The following is a 21,659-nucleotide window of genomic DNA, read 5'->3' on the forward strand; positions in this document are numbered from 1 at the left end:
TCTTCTCAATGGAGGTTTTGATTATTTTGAAAACTTTAGGAGCAATAGAAGCCGGGGGAACCAAATTCGTATGCGGGATTGGAACTGCAGACGGCCGCGTTCTGGACCGGGCAAGCTTTCCAACGACAACTCCTGATGAGACCATGCGGATGGTATTTGACTACTTTGCAGATAAGCGCATTGATGCGATGGGGATTGGCTCCTTCGGTCCGATTGATCCGATTCCCGGCAGCCCAACCTATGGCTATATTACAACTACTCCCAAGCCGTATTGGACCAACTTCAATCTGGTAGGTGCCGTTAAGGATCAGTTGAAGGTTCCAATCGGCTTCGATACGGACGTCAATGGCGCTGCGCTCGGCGAGTCCCGCTGGGGTGCTGCGCAAGGGCTGGATAGCTGCCTCTATATTACGGTAGGCACAGGCATCGGTGCAGGCGCCGTTGTTGGCGGCAAGCTGATTCACGGACTGTCTCATCCGGAGATGGGACATATCCTAGTCCCCCGCCATCCGGGGGATCCTTACGAGGGAACATGCCCGTACCATAAGGACTGCTTGGAAGGACTAGCCGCGGGTCCTGCGATCGTGAAGCGCTGGAACGTGCAGCATGGCACGGACCTCCCGGCAGACCACCCCGCATGGGAGATGGAAGCCTACTATCTAGCACAGGCTCTAATGAATTACGTATTAATTCTCTCTCCGGAGAAAATAGTGATGGGCGGCGGCGTAATGAAGCAAGCGCAGTTATTTCCACTAATCGCCGAGAAGCTTCAGCAGCTTCTGAACGGCTATGTTCAGCATCCGAGCCTTAATCAAAATATCGGAAGCTACATCGTTCCCCCAGGCCTAGGCGACAATGCAGGCCTTGCCGGTGCGCTGGCGCTTGCGGATGCTGCTATCAATTCCTGACCGTTCTCTATATGACCGAGATTACAAGAAAAGGGGCCGGCCCAAAAAGTCCCTGAACACAAAAAGCCGGAAGGAAAAGGTGATCTTTCCTATCCGGCTTTTGTGTTTATAGGAAGCCGCGGCGCGAATGCTTTTTGTACGAATTTTCGTATATAACTGCTCCTTGATGCCGTTGACTGGAAGAGTTTGAACGATATTTCATACAAATTGCTCTCGTCCCCTCGCTTCACGGGCGCTTTTATACGATATTTCGTACAAAACTCCTGGATTCAGGCGGTGCGGGAGGGATGTTATGCGAACTTTCGTACAAAGATCCGACATGGAACCGTCCACCAAGCGGGGGTGGCTGATATTTCGTACAAAACTCCGCAACCCTGGGCATTTGATTTGACGAATTTCCGGGAGAGCTCCTTTCTATATTGAATATTCACCGTTACTTGATCCCCGATCCCCTTGCCGAGCTCCTTGGAAATTGCCCCGGAGATTCCGATCTCATTCGCATACTTCGGATAGCGTCCTTTATAAAACGTATCATTATCCAATCGGCTGAAATCCTCAGTTTTCACTTTTCTAGTACAACTTTCATAGCAAATTCAATACAATAGAGCTATCCATGAAGAACTGAAATGAGGGATTCTCTTTCATGAACGCAGAGCATTCATTTGGAACAAGTCATTATGTGACACTTGAAAACGGCCGCAAGCTCCACTATATGTGCAAAGGAAGCGGGGATACGACCGTGGTATTTGAGTCCGGTATGGGCTCCTCTCGCTCTACCTGGGGCTTGGTTCAGCCTGCCGCCAGTCAGCATGCAAGGGCCGTCGTCTATGACCGGGCAGGCTATGGAAAGAGTAATCCTGACCCCGCTCCAAGAACGCTGCACCAGATGGCGCTGGACCTGAACCGCCTGCTCGACGAACTGGGCGAAGGCCCGTTTCTCCTGGTCGGGCATAGCTGGGGCGGCCCTATCGTTCGTACAGCAGCCGCGCTCAAACCGGACAGAATCAAAGGGCTTCTATTAATCGATCCGTCAGACGAGCACTGCGATCTGTATTTCTCCAGGCTGTCGCGAATAAACTTTGCAGTACAGCGCTCTCTTCTTCCTTTCATGGCGAGAACCGGGCTATACCGCAAACTCGGCAGCAAGACCGGAAATGTCCAGCCGAAGGATATCGCAGCAGACTATGCCCGTGAAGACTTCACGATTGAAGCGGCAAGAACAGTCAATGAGGAATCCAGGCAAATGTTGGCTGAGCTGACGAAGCTCAAGCAGGATCCGCCCAATTTGGGTGAACTCGCCGTCCGAATTCTATCCGGCACCCTGGCTGCAGGTGCTGAGCGCCATATCCGTCCAGCCATTGTGAAGGCTCATCAGCAGAGCGTTGCTTCCTTGTCCAACGGGCGCTGGGTAGAAGCCCCTAACTCGGGCCACATGATTATCTATAGCGAGCCGGAGCTCATTGTGCAGGAGATTGCAGACATGCTGGGAACGGATGCTTAGTCTTAAGTACCGGATCATTTTTTTAGCCCCCACTCATCAAACTGTACCCATCTCATTTGCAAAAGGAACCGGAGACGAAGGCCTCTGATTCGAGGGTGAATCGCAAGACGAATGCCTCTGGTTCGAGGGTGAACGCAAGATTCGATCGCTTGCTCGAATTTTACGGACATTACGTCCTCTTAGAACTAATTTTTGATGATGATGGAAATGTAACGGACATTTTGTACACTTAGCTAGTAAATGTGAAGGGGAGAGGGTTAATTGAGCGTTCTAAACGGCGAAAATGTCCGTTAGCGATCAAAATAGGCTGAAAAGGCTAGCTAACAATCCAAAATGTCCGTTAGAGAACACGAAAGTCGATGTAAGCTGTGAAGCTGTACTGCCGCTGAGACCTGTAGGAACGAAGCAGTTGCACGAGGGGGCCCTACTTACTACCACTACGCGCTACTTGGCGGAGTCTCCCGTTCCTTCACCGCCTAGTTATCGCCCATGCCGAGCGCACCAAAAAGGGCATCCAATCCTTCATCTCGGATCGGATGCCCTTCACTATTTTAGTTCGCAGCCAGAGGCTTAATGCTTCCTTATTTTAGTCCACAGCCAGAGGCTTGACGCTTCCTTCAACCCTCTCCACTTGCTCCTCATCCTCAGAGTCCGGATTCTCATTCTCCATATAATAGTCCTTGAGCTCATCCTGAACCGTGCTCTCCGTTAACGGCACATGATGGCGGTAGGCTGACCTACAGATCATATGCGCGGCTACCGGCGCGGTCAGGAAGACGAAGAAGATTCCCAAAATCAGACGAATGCTGAAAAAACCGTCTAGAATCAGGAAATACAGCAATGTCCCTATAAGCGTGGACAATACGCCGAGCGTAGAACTTTTAGATGCAGCATGAGACCTTGTATATACATCCGGGAGCCGGACATTTCCAATCGCACTGACCACACTGAAGATGGCGCCAACCAGGATGAATACGGCCCCAATCACCTCACCGCTTCCGCTCAATGACAACACCCCTTTCGAGGAATTTGGCGAAGGCCGCCGTACCTATGAAAGACAGGATGCCGATAAGCAGGATAAGATCAAAGAACGCATGGGTATGCAGGAAGACTGAGAATACCGCAATACCGGCAATAATATTGATGCCGACAGAGTCGAGCGCCTGAACACGGTCCGCACTGGACGGTCCCTTCACGATCCGGTACAGATTGCACATAATCGCCACGACCAGCAGACATAAAGCAATGATCATAAGGGTCTCGAATATCATTTTCTTGTCACATCCTTTATGGCTTTTTCAAATATCGTCTTGGACTTGATGACGGACTCTTTCGAGTCAGGCATATTCAAGCCGTGAATATACAGCACCTTCGAATCCCCGGATATCTCCATCACGACCGATCCGGGCGTCAGGCAGATCAGCAGGGATAACAGGGTAATCTCCAAATCACCCTCTAAATCCGTCTCTACCTTGAAGATGCCCGGCTTCACATGCAGTTTGGGGTGAAGCACATACTTCATCACCATCATGGAAGAAGTAATCAGCTCATGAATAAAGATTACAAAGAGCTTGCCCACAGCGGCTAAGGTGAACAAATAATAAGGCTTCTTGAAAAAGCGCCTCATGAAAAACAAAATGATCAAACCGACAATATAGCCGCTGATGAAATTTAATACGCTTGTTTCATCCTGCAGGAACATCCATAAGTAAGCAATAAACATATTGAGCAACACTTGAACGGGCATAGCATTCTCCCCCTTTAGTCAAACACGGCCTGAATATAGAGACTCGGGTTCAGCAGTTCCTCCGCTGCCTGGGTCACATAGCCCGCAATTCCTTCCGCTCCGATGCCAAGAGCCAGACTGACAACCGTCAAGAGCAGGATCGGAACAATCAGACCCTTCGTTGTGCCAACTTCCTCCTCCTCACTCAGAAGCATCTCGCCCCAGAAGGCGTTCATGAAGAGCTTCATCATGGAGAATAAAATGAACAGGCTCGCGACAAGGCCAATGCCTCCCAGCCAGAAATAACCGGCTTCAAAGGTGCCCTGAGTAATGAAGACCTTTCCGAGAAAGCCGCTCAATGGCGGAATTCCAACCATTGACAATGCCGCGATGAAGAACATCCAGCCCAGTTGAGGATGACGGCGGATCAGGCCGCTGATCTCCTTCAGCTTGCTGGTCCCGGTTAGATGAACGACTGTACCCCCGATCAGGAATATCAGTGCTTTGATAATCATGTCATGCAGCAAATAGTAGATAGCGCCAGAAATTCCCGCCGTAGTAGAAGATACTAACCCCGCTATGATGAACCCGACACTGATGATCACGTTGTAGGTTAATATTTTTTTCAAATCCCAGAAGCCAACCGCTCCGATCCCGCCCAGTATCATCGTGACCGCCGCCAATATCCCGATAAATAAGTGGGTGATCTGCGGCTCGTGATAAAAGATCAGCGTAAACATCCGGAAGATCGCGTAAATTCCCACCTTGGTAAGCAAGGCCGCAAATAGGGCAGCAATCGCAGTCGGCGGCGCGCTATAGGAGCCTGGAAGCCAGAAGAACAGCAGCAGTCCGGCCTTTAAGGCAAAGACGATCAGGAACAAAAATGCAACGGTTGTGATCATTCCGTCCTGCCCTGCTTCCGCAATCCGAAGCGACAAATGCGCGAGGTTCAACGTGCCGGTAATGGAGTAGAGATAGGCTACTCCCATCAGGAAGAAGGACGAAGAGATGATGTTCGTGAAAATGTATTTCAAGGACTCCCGAAGCTGTCTTTTTTCACCGCCAAGGGTGATGAGTACATAAGAAGCTACCAAGAACAGTTCGAAGAAGACATATAAATTAAATAAATCCCCGGTCAAAAAAGAGCCGTTAACGCCTGTGATCAAAAATAAAAACAAGGGGTAGAAGTATAGCTTCTGCTGCTTCCTCCCGATGGTCGGGAACGCGTAGATCAAACAGCATATGGCGACAATGGAGGTGACCAGCAGCAGCAAGGCGCTGAACATATCGCCGACAAAGCTAATCCCGTAAGGCGCTTCCCATCCGCCCAATTGAAGAGTCTGAATTCCATCAAGCCGGATTTGATTTATTAACGGCCCAGAGACGGCAGCCGTAGCCAATAAGGCGATGAGGCTAAGCACCCGCTGAAGGTGAATATTGGTGTGAAAGATGATTAGCACCATCCCTATCAACAACGGAATGACCACTGGTGCAATTAATAGATTATTCATTCGCCTCCCCCCTTAGCTGTTCCATGTCGTCGGTCTCAAAGCTCTGATAAGCCCGGTAGCAAAGCACCAGTACCAGCGCCGTCACGGCAAAGTTGATCACGATCGCCGTCAGAACCAGGGCTTGAGGAACCGCATCCGTGAACACCTTATTACGCTCCCCTAACAGGGGCGGTCCGCCTGTCTTCAAGCCTCCGGAAGCAACGATCAATAAATTTACGGCATGGCCGATGATGGATGTGCCTAAGACGATCCGCAGCAAATGCCTGGATAAGATTAAATAAGTGCCGATGGATACCAGGATACCGACCAGAATAATAATGAGTGTGTCCATATTACCGATCCTCGCTTATGCTCAAAATAATGTTGACCGCTGTGCCAATAACCGCCAGGGCCACCCCTGTGTCAAAGATCAGTGCGGATGCAAGCTCGGTATCTCCAAAGATCGGCAAATCAAAATGATCAAAGGCCTGGGTCAAGAAAGGCCTGCCGAAGATAACAGCGGTCATGCCCGTTCCAACAGCGATCAATACGCCAATCGCCGCCAGCTTCTTGAAGTCCATCCGGATATTTTCCCTAACCTTCTCGATCCCGAAGGAAAGATACATCAGAATGATCGCCGTAGCCGTACTTAAGCCCCCGACAAATCCGCCGCCGGGAAAATGATGACCATTCATGAACAAGTAGATCGAAAAGGTCAAGATGATTACGACCGCCACACGGGTCACGCTTTGCAAAATCACATCATTCTGCTTCATGCTCTTTCCCCCTCTTGGAACGTTGACGAATCAGAACGTACACTCCCAGTCCTGCTATCGTCAGTACGGATATTTCCAGCATGGTATCGAAGCCGCGGAAATCAACTAGAATGGCATTTACGATATTTTTGGCGCCGGCCAGCTCATAGGAATTTTCGAAAAATGAAGTGATCGGCTCGAACAATTTATGTCCTTTGGCAGACAGGGCCATGACCGTCACGGTTAGTCCGACAGCGATGGAAATGATCAGGTTCGTCCATTTGAAGGAAATGCGTTCCACAGTCTTCTTTAACTTAGGCAAATGATAAAAGCACAGCAGGAACAACACGGTTGTTACGGTCTCAACCACCATCTGAGTCAGTGCCAAATCCGGCGCCCGGAAGATGACGAAGAACATGGAGATCATATATCCCATTACGCCAAGCGCTACAATCGCGACAATTCGATTCGATGCCAGCAACACGGTAAGCGCCGAAATAATCATACAAATGACGAGTCCCGCATCAAAGACATTGATCATTGCATCGTTGGAGAAATCAAACTGAATTCCATGGAACAACAGTAATGACCCCATTAATAAGAGAACGAAGAAGGCAAAGACATAGATCAGATAATGCCTTAATGAACCTGTCATATAGCGGCTGGTCAAGGAAGCGGATAACCGTTCGGCGCCTTGAAGTCCTTCGTTGAAGAGATGATTCAGACTCAGACTTTGCGGGAATTTACGGGCCGCAGGAAGCCATTTCTTCTTGACCACATAGAGCAGGCTGCCCAGAAGAATAACGCCAATAGTCATCAGCAGCTCATAATTCAAGCCATGCCATGCGCTGATCTTCAGATCATAGGAGGATGGCGTCATCATAGGAAGCACCGAGCTCAATGCAGGCGTGAGAATATATTTTCCAAGTACGTTCGGGAAGAAGAAGATCAGCACAACCAAGAGACCAAGCAAAATCGGAGCCAGCAGCATGCCCAAAGGGGCTTCATGCACCTTGCGGTTCAGACGCTCCGGATGATACGGGCCTCCGAAGGTTTTAAATACAAAAATCATGCAGTAAACAAAGGTAAAGATGCTCGCTACCCAGGCAATCATCGGGAAGAGCGCACCAATACTGTCCAGTCCAAAGATACCTGCCTTGGATACATCCAGCACAGCCGCGAAAAACATTTCCTTGCTCAAAAAGCCGTTAAACGGCGGCAGTCCCGCCATGGAAAGTCCGCCAATGAGCGCAATCGTGAAGGTGATCGGCATCACCTGCATCAGGCCGCCCAGATAGCGGATGTCCCGCCGGCCGGTCTCATGGTCGATAATACCGACAACCATAAACAGGCTGCCCTTGAAGGTGGAGTGATTAAATAGATGGAAGAGCGCCGCATACGCAGCCACCGTAAACACCGTTCCGCTCTCGCCAGGACCGAAATAGACGGCCAGAGAGCCGATTCCGAGCAGACTCATAATCAGACCAAGCTGGCTAATCGTAGAATAAGCCAATAACGGCTTCAGGTCCGTCTGCCGAAGCGCCGTCAACGAGCCATAGAGCAGTGTAATCACCCCTACGCCGGAGACAAGCCAGAACCAGACCGGACTGCCGCCGAAGATCGGAGTCATACGGGCCACAAGATAAATACCGGCCTTGACCATGGTTGCAGAGTGGAGGTAACTGCTTACCGGGGTAGGCGCCTCCATCGCTTCCGGCAGCCAGATGCCGAACGGAAACTGCGCCGATTTCGTAAAGGCTCCCAGCAGCACGCACAGCATGGCAGGAATAAAGAGCACATGATTCTGAATCGTCTCCATATTCGCGATCAATTCACGGATACTGTAAGTATCCCCCATCATGATCAGCATAATGAAGCCGGCCAGCATGCCAAAGCCGCCAAACACGGTAATGAGCATGGATTTCAAAGCTCCTTGACGGGAGCTCTTCCGCTCATACCAGTAGGAGATTAATAAGAAGGAAGACACGCTGGTCAGCTCCCAGAAGCCGTAAAATACCAGCAAATGATCAGAGAAGACGACACCCAGCATAGCCCCCATAAACATCAACAGATAGATATAGAAGTTATGAAGTGCCTCTCTTTTGGACATATAGAAGATAGAGTACAGAATGACCAGCGTCCCTACCCCAGTGATCAGAAGACCGAATAATAGTGCAAGACCGTCCACATAAGCCGTAAACTCGATACCAAGGGACGGAATCCAGGAAAGGGTGTATTCGTAGGTCATACCGGATGCGACATCAGGTATGAATTGCAGCAAATAGATCAGGATGGCCAAGGGGACAATCATCACGAACCAGCCTGTATGTACCTGACGGTTCAAGTATTTAAACAGAAACGGGACAATACATGCAAAAATAAACGGCAGAAAAATAAAGAGATATAATGTAATCAACCGCACTCCTCCTCACTAACCAATCAAATCATGATAAATACCGTTTGACTCTTGCGGTAACTTCCACTATAGTCTTACGTAGTTTAAAAAAAGTGCTTCATTATTAACCTTGAGGTGAATTGTTTAAAATGAATAATCTGTTCAATGAGAGCATACTTGTCTGCGTTTATTATGGGCCGAACGGAGAGAGATTACTCAAGCGCGGCTGTAAAATTGCCAATAGGCTCCAGGCTCCGCTCTATGTACTGACTATTGACCCGAAGCCGTTTGATGAATTGGATGCCGATAAAGTACATTACATTGAAAAATGGAAAGAATTTGCTCAAGCCCATCCTACAGCTCAGTTCATTATGAAGGATAATGAGCAGCGCCCGGTTTCCAAGGTCATTGCCGAGGTTGCCAGAGAACATCAAGTTACTCAAATTATTTTGGGACAGACCGCACATAGCCGTTGGGAGCAAATTACAAAGGGATCGATTATTAACTCTCTGGTTCGCGATATCCCGTTTGTAGATCTGCATATCGTCTCTGTCGCCCGTTATATCCGGGATGAAGAAGGGCTCTATGAGAAGGGTGTTCGAGCCTATTTATTTCAGGATGGCGAGCAATATCAGCTCAGTTTCAATCATGATAAGGACACGCTGTATGAGGGCATCTTCTTCAAGGAAGCCGATACGGACTTCGATAACGGAATCTTCCGTTTTATGAAGGATGCAGAAACCCTGCAGGTTCTGGTTAGAGACGGGGTTGTTACTGAGTTGATGAATGTGGATATGCACACGACCGTGAGTCTGAATGACATAGAATCATAAGCTATAAGCTGGCTATATTGTATCAAAAGCTCTCTACATTTTATGTGGGGAGCTTCTTTATGATTTAGAACAGCAGATTGCCCGTATAAGCGCCGTTCCCACCCTCTACAAGTTCACATCCACTTTAATAGGAAGAGGCTCAGCCTTGCTCACACCCAAATATTTAAGGGTCTCCGCCGTAGACTGATGGTTCAAAATGGACTTGATGATAGAGATGGCGATGCCTTTCTGGTAGGCGTGATAACCGAAGGTCTTACGCAGCGTATGGGTGCCGATATTCTCGGATATCCCGATCTCCCTTGCAGATTGGTTAATAATTCGATAAGCCTGCTGACGGGTAATTGGCCGGCAGTCCCGCTTGGACTTGAATAAATAGTCCTCGGGCTTACAGTCCTTCCCGGATAAATACTCCGTAACGATTTCCCGAATCTTGCTGTTCAAATAGTACCATTTATCCTCTCCGGTTCGCTCTTCCTTGATCAGCAAAAATTCCTTCGTATTCTGTCCGTCCCAGACGTCCTGAACCTTAAGGTTCAACATATCAAGCAAGCTTAAGCCCGTATTGATTCCAATAACGAACAGCAGCAGGTCTCTAATAGAATTCTTCCTCAACTCCTCTTTCATGGCTTGAATGGTCTCATTGTCTCGAATCGGATTGACGAATTGCACCGATAATCCCCCCGAATTGATGTTACTTAATTAAAGCTTACCATACATTAAGTAACATCACAAACAAGAATTTGTTCATTTTTTAATCAAATTTTGGCTGTCTGCGGTTGTATAAAATCAGCTGAGCCGTCCCAGAAGTTCGTGGCAGCGCTCTATTTGCTGCAGTTTGCTGCAAGAGCCGGTAGCAAAAAACCGTCTAAAGATTAATTCTGCGTTCCGGGGGGGTAACGTGTGAAGGTTGCTTTCGATCGCTGTTGCTCGCGGATTTCTTTAATTGGACCAAGTTCTGAAAAGGAAGAAATCCGCTCACAAAGGCGAACACTCCGTTTCTGCACCAACCTTCACACTTATACCCTTTTAACGCAGATTCTTAGTTCGGCTTTATAGTGCTATGCACCGCACTCTGCAAATGCATTCAAACAGTAAGCAGACAACACCGTATCATTATTGGGGATACGCCCATTTCAATCAGCCTGCAGGGCAAGGCCATTCCAGTAGATTCTGCAAAATACCGACCAAATACGCATGCGTAACATGCGTAAACCTCGCACCGAGCGTAGCTCCATGGCGCGGTGTTTTCGCAGCATGACGGTGATCGGTTGTCCGCATAATCTTACGCATTTAGTGAAAAAAGTTACCTTAAAATTCCGGGAAATGATGGATATGAGGATATAGTGAAATTTCTGTACTTAAAGTTGGCTAAAATGCGGATTTGGCTAATTACTGGCGATCTAAGGTAAGTTTTTTCACTAAATGTGGGTTCGAGCGTCGAATGAAGATTTTAAGGTAAGTAATTTCACTGGAGCGTACCCCTGTAACCCTTGATAGGAATGAGGCTGATCAGGTAGGATGAGTAAAGCTCGGAACAGGATTGGAACGCTTAGTCGGATAACGATGTTCTGTGTTCCGCACAAGGCCGAAGCAGCGTGCGACTGGGCGTAACTCCAGGCGCCCAGTGTTCCATTGGGCTGTGCATAAAGTGAATCGCTAAAGCCTCCATTCGCGTGCCTAGCCTAAGACGAGCCTGCCAGGAAGGTGAGTTGGGAGGAGGCTTGGCTTGCGCACAGTATCCTGCTTGTATGCCGCAGGGAGGCAAGTTAATAGCAGAGCAGTTATTGCTATGCTGCTTAGGAATGGCCATGTGCAACGGCATATCAGTTAAACTGCAAAGGCGAAGTGCCCGGGCATAAGTATGAGGTATGCTGAAGAAGCGTCAGCGTTCGCCTTTGTGAGCAGATTTCTTCCTTGTCAGAACTTAGTCTAATCAAAGAAATCCGCGAACAACAGCGATCGTAAGCATACCTCACACGTTGCCCCGTCCAACTCGCCATCTAATGTTCAACTCTTTTCTGCTATTGCACATTTTGCCGCTATTGCACACTTTCCTGCCTCGCTCACTTAAGCCTTCGCCAGTCAAGCAGCTATCTGCCGTACCAGCCTATTAACACAAATAGGGCCTCCCGCCAGATCAAGTCTGTTGGGAAGCCCCTGCTTTATTTCCTATTTCCTATTCCCTATTTCCAGCTTTCGATTCCTGTCTCGAATTGATCGAAGTTATGCGGAGTCGAAGCTTCCATAATGTCTGAATAATGAGGATGGCTTGCTGGTACATCGGTCCACTTCTGTCCAATCTGGATATCCCATGGATGACGGCCCAGCAACTGATTAAGAATACGAACTACTTCTAATCTTGTAATCGGCTCTCCCGGATCAAAGGTCTCTCCGGTGAAGTCGAACAGCAGACCTTGCTGTTCAACGGTTGCAATGGCTTTTTCCGCCCAATAACCCTTAATATCTGTATAGGAGCTTTCTGATGCAGCATCCCACTTATACAAATTCATCAGAATCTGAGCAAATTCAGCCCGAGTGATCTGTTGATTCGGCTTAAAGGTATTGTTGCCGAAGCCTACCATCCATTTATTGTTGGTTGCCGTTGTAATTGCATTCGCCGCCCAGTGCTTGGCATTCACATCCGCATAGGAGACTTTACTGGAGCTTGCCGCAGAAGTATACAAACGAGACAAGATTGCTGCAACCTCAGATCGAACAATCCCTTGGTCCGTCTTAAACGTACCGTCAGGATATCCAACCATATACGGCGTGTGATCCCCTGAATCCTTCAGCTTAGGCTGCAACGAGAAGCTGAATTTTACGATTGTATCTCCGACATGGATAATGCCATCCTTGATATAGCTGTCCGTACCGAAGCTCTCTTCCCGGCTATCCTTGCGGCTATCGAATACAGTGTATCCATCCTTCTCGCCAAGGAAGTAGTAATCACCGTCTGCATATACCATCCAGCCATACTCTCCGCTGTCTGAGCTCACTTGCGGGTTATGATTGTTGTTCGGTGCGAAATCTGCCAGCTCAGGAAGGTTGACAAGCGTGCCAGGCATTCTGCCCTTGGAGCGGTTCAGCTCTGTATCCGCCCAATATAACTGCATGTTTACACCTGCAGCTGGTTGGCCTGTGATTTCATCCAGAATCGTGCCGTATGGGTCTACCAGGTCTACAGATAGCTTGGCGTTTCCGGCATTATCGACAGTCAGCTTGCCTGCAGGACCGGCCAGTTTCTCTCCATTAGGTGCAATTACATTCAGTGACAGGGTGTATTCACCCGGCGCCACCTTCGGAAGCGTGAAGCTTCCATCCTGATTCATAACCACATTAGGCAGGTTCAGTGTCTGACCGTTCGCCGACTTTATTTTCCCCGAAACTCGCAGGTTGTCTCCTACCAGCTTCGTGATCTTCTCTTGAACAACCTTGCCCCCGTTAGCCTGATCGGATACAACCGGCTCGGTCTTCATAGTAGCTGCAGGCTGCTGCACGGACCCTGTACCACTACCGCTTCCGGTAGAAGGAGTCGTTACAGGCTCGGAAGATGCGCCAGGCTTGACGGTTACCACATTGGATACGCCTGCACGCTCGCCCGATTCCACTCTTAGACGGAAATGATAGGTTTCGCGACTGGACAAGTTAGTAATTGTCGCAGTAGTAGAAGCATCATTCAGCGTCTCAACTGCGTTGATCGGATAAAAGTTCTCTCCATCCGTCGACTGCTCGATTATAATACTTGAAGCCCCTGTTAATGGAGGGAAGGTCAGCGTTACTTGCTGCATGCCAGCCACAGCTGCTAAGTTTGTTACCGGCTCCGAAGGGGAGGCTTGAACGATGTTGGACACACCGCGATAAACGCCCGATCCAATCACTAAGCGGTAATGATAAGATTTACCGTTAGTCAGACCCGTGACGGTTGCACTCGTGGATGTGGCATCCAGTGTCTCCACCGGAGTAACCGGACTAAAGTTAATACCATCCTCCGATTGCTCGACCACAATATCCGATGTCCCTAATGACGGGAAGTTCAGGATAATTTGCTGATCTCCTGTCTCAGCCGATAAGGTAGTCAATGATTCTGAAGGCAGTGCTTCGACTACATTGGACTCGCCTTGATAGAATCCGGAAACAACCTGTAAACGGAAGTAATAGGTTTCGCCATTCACCAAGCCGGTGACTGTCGCACTTGTCGAGGATGCATCGAGCGCCTCGAGCAGGGTGGCCGGGCTATAATTGATTTTGTCAGTAGATTGCTCAACAATAATGTCGGTTGCTCCGATTAATTCCGGGAAGCTCAAGGTAGCCTGTCCATTGCCCGCTTCCACGGATAGTGAAGATAACGGGGCCGGATTAGCTGCCAGAACATAGACGGTGAAGGTCTTCTCGCTGGTCAGTCCGTCTTTGGTGATCGTAGCCTTCAGATTCACATAAACTCCCGATTGAGCAGTTACCGGTCTGGTCACTGTCCCATCCGGAGCGATAATCGACGGTTGATCAGAGCTCCAGACTGTCGTAACGCCCGCATCATCCAGCAGCGTAAGATTGTTTCTTACCGAATTTTTGGAATCTCCAGAATTAAACTGAATATCCGTAACATCCTCTGCTTGCTCAATATCCTCAATCGCATCTTTGTAATCCGCAATTAGCTTATCTGCAATGCGGCTGGCGAGCTCTTCAATAATCTCGCTGGTAGGCTTCGTAGATTCAATATGGAATCCGCTCTGGAAAATGTCATCGATAAAGCGCTGATTAACATCCTCATAAGTGGCTTCTGTTACTCCAACATATTGGAGTCCATTTTGATTGAACGAGTCTGTAAGCTTGGCTTGTTTGTCGCCTTCGTCCAAGTCACCGCGCGGGTCATCATTAATATTCACAACATAGCGGAGCGGTGCTGTTCCCCAATGAATATTGTCGACTGCTACATCCAGGCTCTTGCTTGAAGTAGAATACAATTTCATGTTCTCAAAGGAGAAGATAGAAATAATGTCGCAGCTATGACCGATATGGCTAACGATCGGGCCGAATTCATTGCCGTACACATCCGGAAGTGAGAGATTTCGGATAAGCTGATCGCCATTATCCCACATGTTCAGTGTGGTATCGGTAGCAACAATTTTAATAGTATGCTGAGTAGCGCTGCCTTTAGTAAAGCTTCCAACTGAAGTAACGCCCGTCATATTGCTTAAAGCTCGCGATGTTTCATTATGCAGAGCGGATGCATCTATTGAATCGAGCTTATAGACCTTGATCTCGCCTTCTACATATAAAATTGCATATCCGCTCAACTTACCGGCACCGTCGATCTGAGTATTAAACAGAAAGCCGCCGCCCTCCATGCTGTGGTAATCTACCTTGGATTCATCCATATCGAAGGTGATGATCTTCTTGCCTGACGGACTGCCATCAGTCAGCATGAAATCCTTATAGCCAGGGACAGTATAGCCATAGAAGGTTAAGGTATTCCCTCCATTTGAAACTTGTACGTGATTGTAGTCGGCCGTCTCAACGGACGGAGTAATAACAAAATTATAATAATCTATATACCAGCTTGCTCTTCCATTATGGACATACTGCATGTCCGATACAGCAGCCGGATCCGCACTAGCATCCATAATGGATACATATTTCGGGTTGACGTCCGCTGCAATCAACTTGGCTTTAACTGCATCATTTAACGCACTCTCAAAATCACTGGCATCATAGACACTCGTGCCCACATTGTAGTACACCTCCGCTACCGGAGAAAGCGCATATGCCATCGGCATGCTTGTAACGACCATTAATACTGCCATTACCATTGAAACCACTGTCTTCTTCATCAGCTCACCTATCCTGTAAGTTTAGTAGCAATGCAGTCTATCTCGATGTACCCTCCCATTTCAAAAATATTTAAAAATGATGATATTAAAATAGCAGACGGCTCTCTCAAAAATCTCTCAAGCATTAATATTTTCGGTTGATAGCTTTTTGAGAGTTCCGTGGCATATGATAATATCCGTACAGGAGCGTGATAGACATGAAGAGACTACTAGGCTTTATTGGCGCAGCCTGCGCCTTAATCGCCATGTTGTACATGATTTTTAGCGATGAGGACACTGCCAATATCAAGACCAAGGCCGTTGATGGGATCATTGATCTGCGTCAAATTACCGATTCTCCGTTCGTATCTTTGGCAGGGGATTGGAAATTTACACCGGATTCATTTACAGATCCGGCACACCTTGCAGAAGAGGCCGTTTCGCTGCCGGTGCCTGGAGCGTGGCCCTCAGATATCCGCTGGGGATCGTATCAACTAGTCGTCTATCTGCCTGACCAATGGACCGAGATCGGATTACGCATTCGCAATATCTGGTCTGCGCATGAGCTCTATATCAACGGAATGCTTGTCTCGAAAAAGGGGACCCCTGCGGACTCCAAGCAAGAGATGAATCCGGATAATCGTTCCTACGAGATTCACTTCAAGCCGGATCAGCGACAGGTGCTGCTTACCATTCATGTTTCGAATTTCTACAATACCAGAGGGGGGATCGTCCTCCCGATAGACATTGGCGATGCCGCAATGATAGACAAGGATGTGCACCGCGATCTTTCTCTGGAATGGGCCGCCGTGCTTTTCCTGCTGATATGCAGCATGTATCACCTCACGCTCTACTTAATGCGAACGAAGGACGAAGCCTTCCTGTATAGCGGACTCCACTTCTTATTGCTGTCAGCAGCAATTGCTCTTTGGGGAGACCGCATAGTCATCCGGGAGTTCCCGGATTTGCCATTCGAACTCTACTTTCGGTTACAGGATTCTCTCACTTACTTGAGCTCTATTTTACTAATTGTATTTTTCGCAAAGATGATTCCGTTTATGGTGGGCCGCAGGGCTTTGTTCCTGCTTTGTCTGCCCCTGCTGGTCTTCGCGGTCCTGAATGCGATGCTGCCCGCGAGAACCCTATCGCCCGTGCAATATGTGATGTTATATTACATGGACCTGCTCTTCTTGATCTTGCTCTTCCGTACGTTGTACTTAACGATGAAGAACCGGATTTCCATACGGCGAAATGAAGCTGTCATTCTCATATTCATGATGCTCTTTCTTGCTATGTTTGCTATCACTTCCTCTTCGGATACCTTGTTCTTCTCCGGACGTAATAGCATGAACCGGATTGGACTGATCGGATTCATCATGACTATGAATGTATTCTTAGGCATTCGATTGATGAACCGGACAGCGGAGTCAGAGCGATTGACAGCCCGCCTGAAAAATGCAAATGCTGCCAAGGATGCCTTTCTGAAAGTCACTGCCCAGGAATTGCAGCGGCCCTTGCTCGATGTCGTTCATCTCATGCGGTCAATTCCTCAAGAGCAGAATGGCCGGAAGCAAGGCGAACAGTTGTATTTGGCCGAGCAGCTCATGGAGAATATGGTCTATTTGCTGAGAGATTTGCATGACTTTACCCGTCTGCGGTTTGAAGATTATGAGATTCAATTGAAATCGACCAATCTTAGAATGGTCATGCTCTACGTCACTCAACTGATGCAGTTCACGTTCAACAAGAAGAATATCCAAATCAATGAAATGATTGCGGGCCAGCTATATGTGTGGGCCGATGAGCAGCGTTTGACACAGGTTCTGCTGCGTGTAATGAACGAAATCTCCCTTGATTCTGCCGAGGGCGCCTTAACGATTGAGTCCGCACAGGACGGTTCCGATGTGCTGCTTATTATCACCGCAACCCGTCAGTCCATCACGGCCAGCAGGAGTCTCCAGCACTCCTCCGGCCTGATGATGACACAAGAGCTTATCCAGCAAATGAACGGATCGGTCACGTACGAGCGAACGAACACGGGGACGCGATTCTTGGTCAGGCTGACCTTCAGCGAATTCAAAGAACCGATGGCTCCCTTGGACTACGAATACCTCATCCGGTCTGTTGCCGCTTCGGAGGAGCGGGAACTGCAAACCGTGCTTATTGTGGATGACGATGTGATGCATGCAGAAGTCATGAAAAGTATGCTGAGTGATACCTACAAAATTCAAACCGTCTACACCATTCAAGAGGCGCTGGATTATTACCGCACACACCCGGAAGTCACGTTAGTCATCATCGATGATCTTATCCCGGGTGAGATGAATAGCCTGGATCTGCTGAGACAGATTCGTATCCAGGCCTCGCTGATCGAGCTTCCGGTTCTCATGATGATTTCTTCAGAATATCCGGGATATATCGAGACGATCTTTACGGCCGGGGCAAATGATTATTTATTGAAGCCCATCTCCAAGGAAACCTTGATGGCCAGACTCAATGCAGCAGAGCAGACGAAGCAGTCGACGTTAAAAGCAATCGAGTATGAAATGGCTTTTCTGCAAACTCAGATTAAACCCCATTTCCTGTACAACGCGCTTAGCAACATCATTTCCTTCTGCTATACAGACGGCGAACGGGCGGCCTACTTACTGACGATGCTAAGTTCATTCCTGCGTTATATATTCGAATCCAGCAGAGAGGGGCAGACTTCCTCATTACAAAAGGAACTTGAAATTATTGAAGCTTATGTAGAGGTAGAAAAGGCCCGGTTTGGTGAACGCTTGAGCTTTGCCTATGAGCTGAATCCCGTTATTGACGCGGATAAGACGCGCATTCCCAGCCTGCTTCTGCAGCCCCTGGTCGAAAATGCGATTCGTCATGGAATCTTTAACAAGGATGGCCCGGGTCATGTTCAAGTGACGATTACCCTTCGTAATCATCTCCTTCACGTCACCATTACCGATGACGGTGTGGGGATGACGGCTTCACAATGCAAGCAATTACTGGAGGGAGCCCCCGCGAACGGAATCGGCTTTACGAACGTGCGCCGGCGCGTGCATGATTTTACCCAAGGCAAAGTGGAGATTCATTCATCACCAGGAACCGGGACGACTATTGTATTAACGATTCCCATGAAGGGAGAGCAAATGAATGTGGAAAATAATGATCGTAGAGGATGAGAGGCCAATTCTGGACTTACATGCCCGATTGCTTGAGTCCTACGGACCCTTTCTAATCGTCGGTCGCTTTGAGTCTCCCTTCGATGCCCTGCTGGAAATTCCGAGGCTGGATCTCGATGCCATTCTGCTCGACGTTGAAATGCCGCGTATGACCGGATTGCAATTGGCTCAGAGCTTGGTTGAAAACGGGATTGATGTGCCCGTAATCTTCACAACCGCTTATCAGCAGTACGCTGTACAGGCTTTTCGCGTCCAGGCGCTGGATTATATTTTGAAACCGATGACTCCTAACATGGTCAAGCAGTTGGACGAACGGCTTCAGAAATATTATGGACAGCGGCCGAAGCAGGTTCCGAAGAACCAGCTCAATGTGCAGCTTTACGGAGACGCATTTGTCAAAGCCGGCGGACAGCTTGTAAAATGGCCTACCCGTATAACAGAAGAGCTGTTTTATTATTTTCTATTACATGAAAATAAGCTGTGCCACAAATTGAGAATTATAGATGATCTCTGGATGAATGTAGAGGAGAAGCGGGCCTTCTCCAATCTTTACAATACGATTTATCGAATGCGGCAGTTGTTCATGGAGCTTGATGTTCCGATCGTGATCGACCGGGTGAACCACGGGTATATCATGCATACCAACAACAACATTACTTTCGAGCCCAAGGAAAAGGAGGACGACCTGCTGCTGGAATCGAAGGGATATCTGTGGGCCTACCGGTGGGGGGAGTAAGGCGAGTGGGGTTTCATTCTGTAATACATGGGTCACCTCCACTCCAACTTCCTAACTGATTTAAGCCGATACAAAAAGACCGAGGTAACGCATAGCAGCACGCCGGCAAGAATAATCAGAAGGCCCGTGCCTCTGCCGCTGCCCGTACCGATGATCCTGCCCACGCTGCCGGCAAGTGTTCCGCCCTCCACCAATAGCGGCGTGAACACATAATCCGCCAGTACGCCTGACAAAGCATAGGCCGCCACGAAGCCAAGCTGGGATAAGACACCGATCATCGCCCACCCCCGTCCTTGCACAGACGGCTCCATATTTATACGGATCAAATAATCCAGACAAGCATTGGCATAAGGCAGCATAGCAAAAAAGAAAAATCCGGAGACAGTAATCAGGACAAGGTTCTCCCGAAAGCCGAATGCGGCCATAAATACGCCGATCCCGAAAAAGGAAAAGGAGAGAATATTGACGTAATTTTTCTTGATCGGCAGGAATCCCAATATCGCACTGGAGACAAGCATGCCCGAAGCCACGACAGTCTCCAGCGTACCTACTACGGCGCTGTCGGTAAAGGCGAGCAGCATCGGAATGAACAAGGTCTCAATAAAGCCGATGAAGAAGGTCAACAAAGAGGTCATCATCACCAGCATCAGCACACCTCTATTCCCGGCTACCGCGCTCCACCCCTCCTTCAATTCCTGAACAAAGGAACGCGTCTGTTCATAGGGCTTCGAGGCAAGCCGGCTGCGTACAACAAGCGTCGTTACGATAGTAACAACAATCGTGGCTATATCCAGAATCAGCAGCAGCGTAATATCCGCCACTGAGAGCAGCAAACCGGCGATGACCGGCGAGATCAGGAATTTGGCCGAGCCCGCCACCTGAACCAGCCCGCTTGCCTTTGTGTATTGCTCCTCAGTTAGCAGGTCCGTCACGGTGGCCTTATAGGCCGGCTCAAGTAAAGAGGAGAATACCGAGCTGATCGTCACGCCTGCGCAAATCTGCCATAGCTGCGCCTCCCCGCCAAGCATGCACAAGAGAATGAACACCAGTCCTAGCGCGGAAAGACCATCGCCTGCGACCATGAGCAACCGCCGGTCATAACGGTCCGCAAGCACGCCTGCAAAGGCGCTTAGCAGCAGCGACGGAAGAAAGGCAAGCAAGGTCACCAGCGCCATCGCCGAAGCCTGCCCCGTCTGCTGGAACACGTAAATGCCTAATCCAAATGAAGTAAGTCCGCTGCCGACCGATGAGATCAGCTGCCCGGACCAAAGCAGAAGAAATTTTCCGAAAGATGCACCCGGCCGGTTATTCATGACCCTCCGCTTCACCTCCGCCAAACATCCGTATGACCTCCATCAGACTGCCGCTTTGTGCGCCGAGCATCCGCTCCAGGTTCGCGATAAAAGCCAGTACCCGTTGCATGCGCTCCTCATCCGTCATCGGGACAAAGTCATCATCAAATACGGTATTGGCATAAATGACCGCCATCTCCATGCATTCGTAGGGAAACGGAGTTTCGAACAGCCCTTGCTCAATACCTTCACGAACGATTTCCGTTAAAATCGGCGTGACACCGGCAATGATGCTCTTCTGGATCTTCTGATGCATCAATGCGTTCTGCGGCTTGTGAATATGCTCCATGATCTCTTCGTTGCTCCCGCCACTACTGAGATTCAACGCCATAACCGTACGAATCACTCGCTCGACGACCGGAATGCTTTGATCCGCGGCGATTTCCTTCGCTGCCCCCAGCATCCGGACATTGTACCGCTCAATCAGCGCGTCCATAATATCTTCCTTCGACTTGAAGTGATAATACAGCGTCCCTCTTGCAATACCGACCTTCTCGAGAATATCGTTAGTGCTGGTGCCGTCAAAGCCCTTCTGACCGAAGAGCTCATCCGCCGCATCCAAAATTTCATTTTTGCGTTCTTCCGCTTCTTTTACTACTCGCATACAGATCACCTCACTTTATATAGACCGACTGTCTGTCGGTTAAATCGTATCATATTTCCACCTTTTGTCAAGGGTCACTGACAGTGCTTCACCGCCGTTAAAATAGAACAAATCTACACGGTCCCTTCCTTCTTCTTCCCTCCTCTGCAACAAAACCATGCAATTTCCGCCAGGGCCTTTGCGGTAAATTTTCTATGCTATAATTGATCACGGAATCCGGCAATCGAGGCGAAAGAGGGTTCACCGCCTGGAGGCCGCCGTTCAAGCCAAAGCGCTTCGGCTGACCGTAGAGGAGACCAACGGATCGAAGCATGCGGAGGTTATTGAAATCAGGGCTTATAGGGAGTAATCCGAGACAAGCTGGGATAATAGA

General features: G+C 48.9%; 17 protein-coding genes. 5 read left to right on the forward strand and 12 right to left on the reverse strand.

What is annotated here, in order from left to right; translation table 11 throughout:
- The first annotated feature begins 26 nt into the window (after window positions 1–26).
- Complete coding sequence (locus tag TX85_RS16080; protein WP_316244896.1) at window positions 27–908, forward strand: ROK family protein; 882 nt, start codon at window positions 27–29, stop codon at window positions 906–908.
- A 290-nt stretch (window positions 909–1,198) separates the two neighbouring features.
- Here the strand turns inward: TX85_RS16080 and TX85_RS16085 are convergent, their stop codons facing one another.
- Window positions 1,199–1,450 (reverse strand): hypothetical protein, encoded by a 252-nt coding sequence (locus tag TX85_RS16085; protein ID WP_044480547.1) that lies wholly within the window; start codon window positions 1,448–1,450, stop codon window positions 1,199–1,201.
- Between the two features lie 101 nt (window positions 1,451–1,551).
- Here TX85_RS16085 and TX85_RS16090 point away from each other — a divergent pair, with 101 nt between their 5' ends.
- Complete coding sequence (locus tag TX85_RS16090) at window positions 1,552–2,409, forward strand: alpha/beta fold hydrolase (RefSeq protein WP_049895003.1); 858 nt, start codon at window positions 1,552–1,554, stop codon at window positions 2,407–2,409.
- Between the two features lie 586 nt (window positions 2,410–2,995).
- Here the strand turns inward: TX85_RS16090 and TX85_RS16095 are convergent.
- The 7 genes from TX85_RS16095 to TX85_RS16125 are packed head-to-tail and all read right to left on the reverse strand — an operon-like array spanning window position 2,996 to window position 8,796.
- Window positions 2,996–3,415: a Na+/H+ antiporter subunit G gene (locus TX85_RS16095; protein ID WP_044480549.1), complete on the reverse strand. Its 420-nt coding sequence runs from the start codon at window positions 3,413–3,415 to the stop codon at window positions 2,996–2,998.
- Window positions 3,399–3,680, reverse strand: coding sequence for a Na(+)/H(+) antiporter subunit F1 (locus TX85_RS16100; protein ID WP_044480551.1), 282 nt, complete (start codon window positions 3,678–3,680; stop codon window positions 3,399–3,401). Before TX85_RS16100 ends, TX85_RS16095 begins: the two co-directional genes overlap by 17 nt.
- Complete coding sequence (locus TX85_RS16105; protein ID WP_044480552.1) at window positions 3,677–4,156, reverse strand: Na+/H+ antiporter subunit E; 480 nt, start codon at window positions 4,154–4,156, stop codon at window positions 3,677–3,679. Before TX85_RS16105 ends, TX85_RS16100 begins: the two co-directional genes overlap by 4 nt.
- 14 nt (window positions 4,157–4,170) lie before the next feature.
- The gene (locus tag TX85_RS16110) at window positions 4,171–5,646 is read right to left on the reverse strand and encodes a Na+/H+ antiporter subunit D (protein WP_044480554.1); all 1,476 of its coding nucleotides are present in this window, start codon (window positions 5,644–5,646) and stop codon (window positions 4,171–4,173) included.
- On the reverse strand, window positions 5,639–5,977 hold the full coding sequence (locus tag TX85_RS16115; protein WP_044480556.1) for a Na(+)/H(+) antiporter subunit C: 339 nt from the start codon (window positions 5,975–5,977) through the stop codon (window positions 5,639–5,641). Before TX85_RS16115 ends, TX85_RS16110 begins: the two co-directional genes overlap by 8 nt.
- Before the next feature lies 1 nt (window position 5,978).
- Window positions 5,979–6,401 carry a Na(+)/H(+) antiporter subunit B gene (locus TX85_RS16120; protein WP_044480557.1) on the reverse strand — a complete coding sequence of 141 codons (423 nt, stop codon included), beginning with the start codon at window positions 6,399–6,401 and terminating at the stop codon, window positions 5,979–5,981.
- Window positions 6,388–8,796 carry a Na+/H+ antiporter subunit A gene (locus tag TX85_RS16125; RefSeq protein WP_044480558.1) on the reverse strand — a complete coding sequence of 803 codons (2,409 nt, stop codon included), beginning with the start codon at window positions 8,794–8,796 and terminating at the stop codon, window positions 6,388–6,390. Before TX85_RS16125 ends, TX85_RS16120 begins: the two co-directional genes overlap by 14 nt.
- A 128-nt stretch (window positions 8,797–8,924) precedes the next feature.
- On the opposite strand from TX85_RS16125, the gene TX85_RS16130 reads away from it, so the two are divergent.
- Window positions 8,925–9,608: a universal stress protein gene (locus TX85_RS16130; RefSeq protein WP_044480559.1), complete on the forward strand. Its 684-nt coding sequence runs from the start codon at window positions 8,925–8,927 to the stop codon at window positions 9,606–9,608.
- Window positions 9,609–9,713: 105 nt separating this feature from the next.
- On the opposite strand, the gene TX85_RS16135 is transcribed toward TX85_RS16130, so the two are convergent.
- Window positions 9,714–10,277 (reverse strand): tyrosine-type recombinase/integrase, encoded by a 564-nt coding sequence (locus tag TX85_RS16135; protein ID WP_044480560.1) that lies wholly within the window; start codon window positions 10,275–10,277, stop codon window positions 9,714–9,716.
- A gap of 1,514 nt (window positions 10,278–11,791) precedes the next feature.
- On the reverse strand, window positions 11,792–15,436 hold the full coding sequence (locus tag TX85_RS16140; RefSeq protein ID WP_044480561.1) for an S-layer homology domain-containing protein: 3,645 nt from the start codon (window positions 15,434–15,436) through the stop codon (window positions 11,792–11,794).
- A gap of 197 nt (window positions 15,437–15,633) precedes the next feature.
- On the opposite strand from TX85_RS16140, the gene TX85_RS16145 reads away from it, so the two are divergent.
- On the forward strand, window positions 15,634–18,594 hold the full coding sequence (locus TX85_RS16145) for a histidine kinase (RefSeq protein ID WP_044480562.1): 2,961 nt from the start codon (window positions 15,634–15,636) through the stop codon (window positions 18,592–18,594).
- Window positions 18,566–19,330: a response regulator gene (locus TX85_RS16150; protein WP_044480563.1), complete on the forward strand. Its 765-nt coding sequence runs from the start codon at window positions 18,566–18,568 to the stop codon at window positions 19,328–19,330. Before TX85_RS16145 ends, TX85_RS16150 begins: the two co-directional genes overlap by 29 nt.
- A gap of 32 nt (window positions 19,331–19,362) precedes the next feature.
- Here TX85_RS16150 and TX85_RS16155 read toward each other — a convergent pair whose 3' ends face one another.
- Both TX85_RS16155 and TX85_RS16160 read right to left on the reverse strand, forming a co-directional pair.
- Window positions 19,363–20,658, reverse strand: a complete 1,296-nt coding sequence (locus TX85_RS16155) for an MFS transporter (protein WP_233500783.1) — start codon at window positions 20,656–20,658, stop codon at window positions 19,363–19,365.
- Entirely contained in the window at window positions 20,636–21,286 is a 651-nt protein-coding gene (locus TX85_RS16160) for a TetR/AcrR family transcriptional regulator (RefSeq protein ID WP_044480565.1), read from the reverse strand. Before TX85_RS16160 ends, TX85_RS16155 begins: the two co-directional genes overlap by 23 nt.
- Window positions 21,287–21,659: the final 373 nt, after the last annotated feature.

This window comes from Paenibacillus antibioticophila (assembly GCF_000455265.1).
In the GTDB taxonomy this organism is placed as follows: Bacteria; Bacillota; Bacilli; order Paenibacillales; family Paenibacillaceae; genus Fontibacillus; species Fontibacillus antibioticophila.

Coding starts and splice junctions, on each gene's coding strand:
- TX85_RS16090 (WP_049895003.1), top strand. CDS start 1,552: ATGAACGCAGAGCATTCATTTGGAACAAGTCATTATGTGACACTTGAA.
- TX85_RS16100 (WP_044480551.1), bottom strand. CDS start 3,680: ATGATATTCGAGACCCTTATGATCATTGCTTTATGTCTGCTGGTCGTG.
- TX85_RS16105 (WP_044480552.1), bottom strand. CDS start 4,156: ATGCCCGTTCAAGTGTTGCTCAATATGTTTATTGCTTACTTATGGATG.
- TX85_RS16110 (WP_044480554.1), bottom strand. CDS start 5,646: ATGAATAATCTATTAATTGCACCAGTGGTCATTCCGTTGTTGATAGGG.
- TX85_RS16115 (WP_044480556.1), bottom strand. CDS start 5,977: ATGGACACACTCATTATTATTCTGGTCGGTATCCTGGTATCCATCGGC.
- TX85_RS16120 (WP_044480557.1), bottom strand. CDS start 6,401: ATGAAGCAGAATGATGTGATTTTGCAAAGCGTGACCCGTGTGGCGGTC.
- TX85_RS16130 (WP_044480559.1), top strand. CDS start 8,925: ATGAATAATCTGTTCAATGAGAGCATACTTGTCTGCGTTTATTATGGG.
- TX85_RS16140 (WP_044480561.1), bottom strand. CDS start 15,436: ATGAAGAAGACAGTGGTTTCAATGGTAATGGCAGTATTAATGGTCGTT.
- TX85_RS16145 (WP_044480562.1), top strand. CDS start 15,634: ATGAAGAGACTACTAGGCTTTATTGGCGCAGCCTGCGCCTTAATCGCC.
- TX85_RS16150 (WP_044480563.1), top strand. CDS start 18,566: ATGTGGAAAATAATGATCGTAGAGGATGAGAGGCCAATTCTGGACTTA.
- TX85_RS16160 (WP_044480565.1), bottom strand. CDS start 21,286: ATGCGAGTAGTAAAAGAAGCGGAAGAACGCAAAAATGAAATTTTGGAT.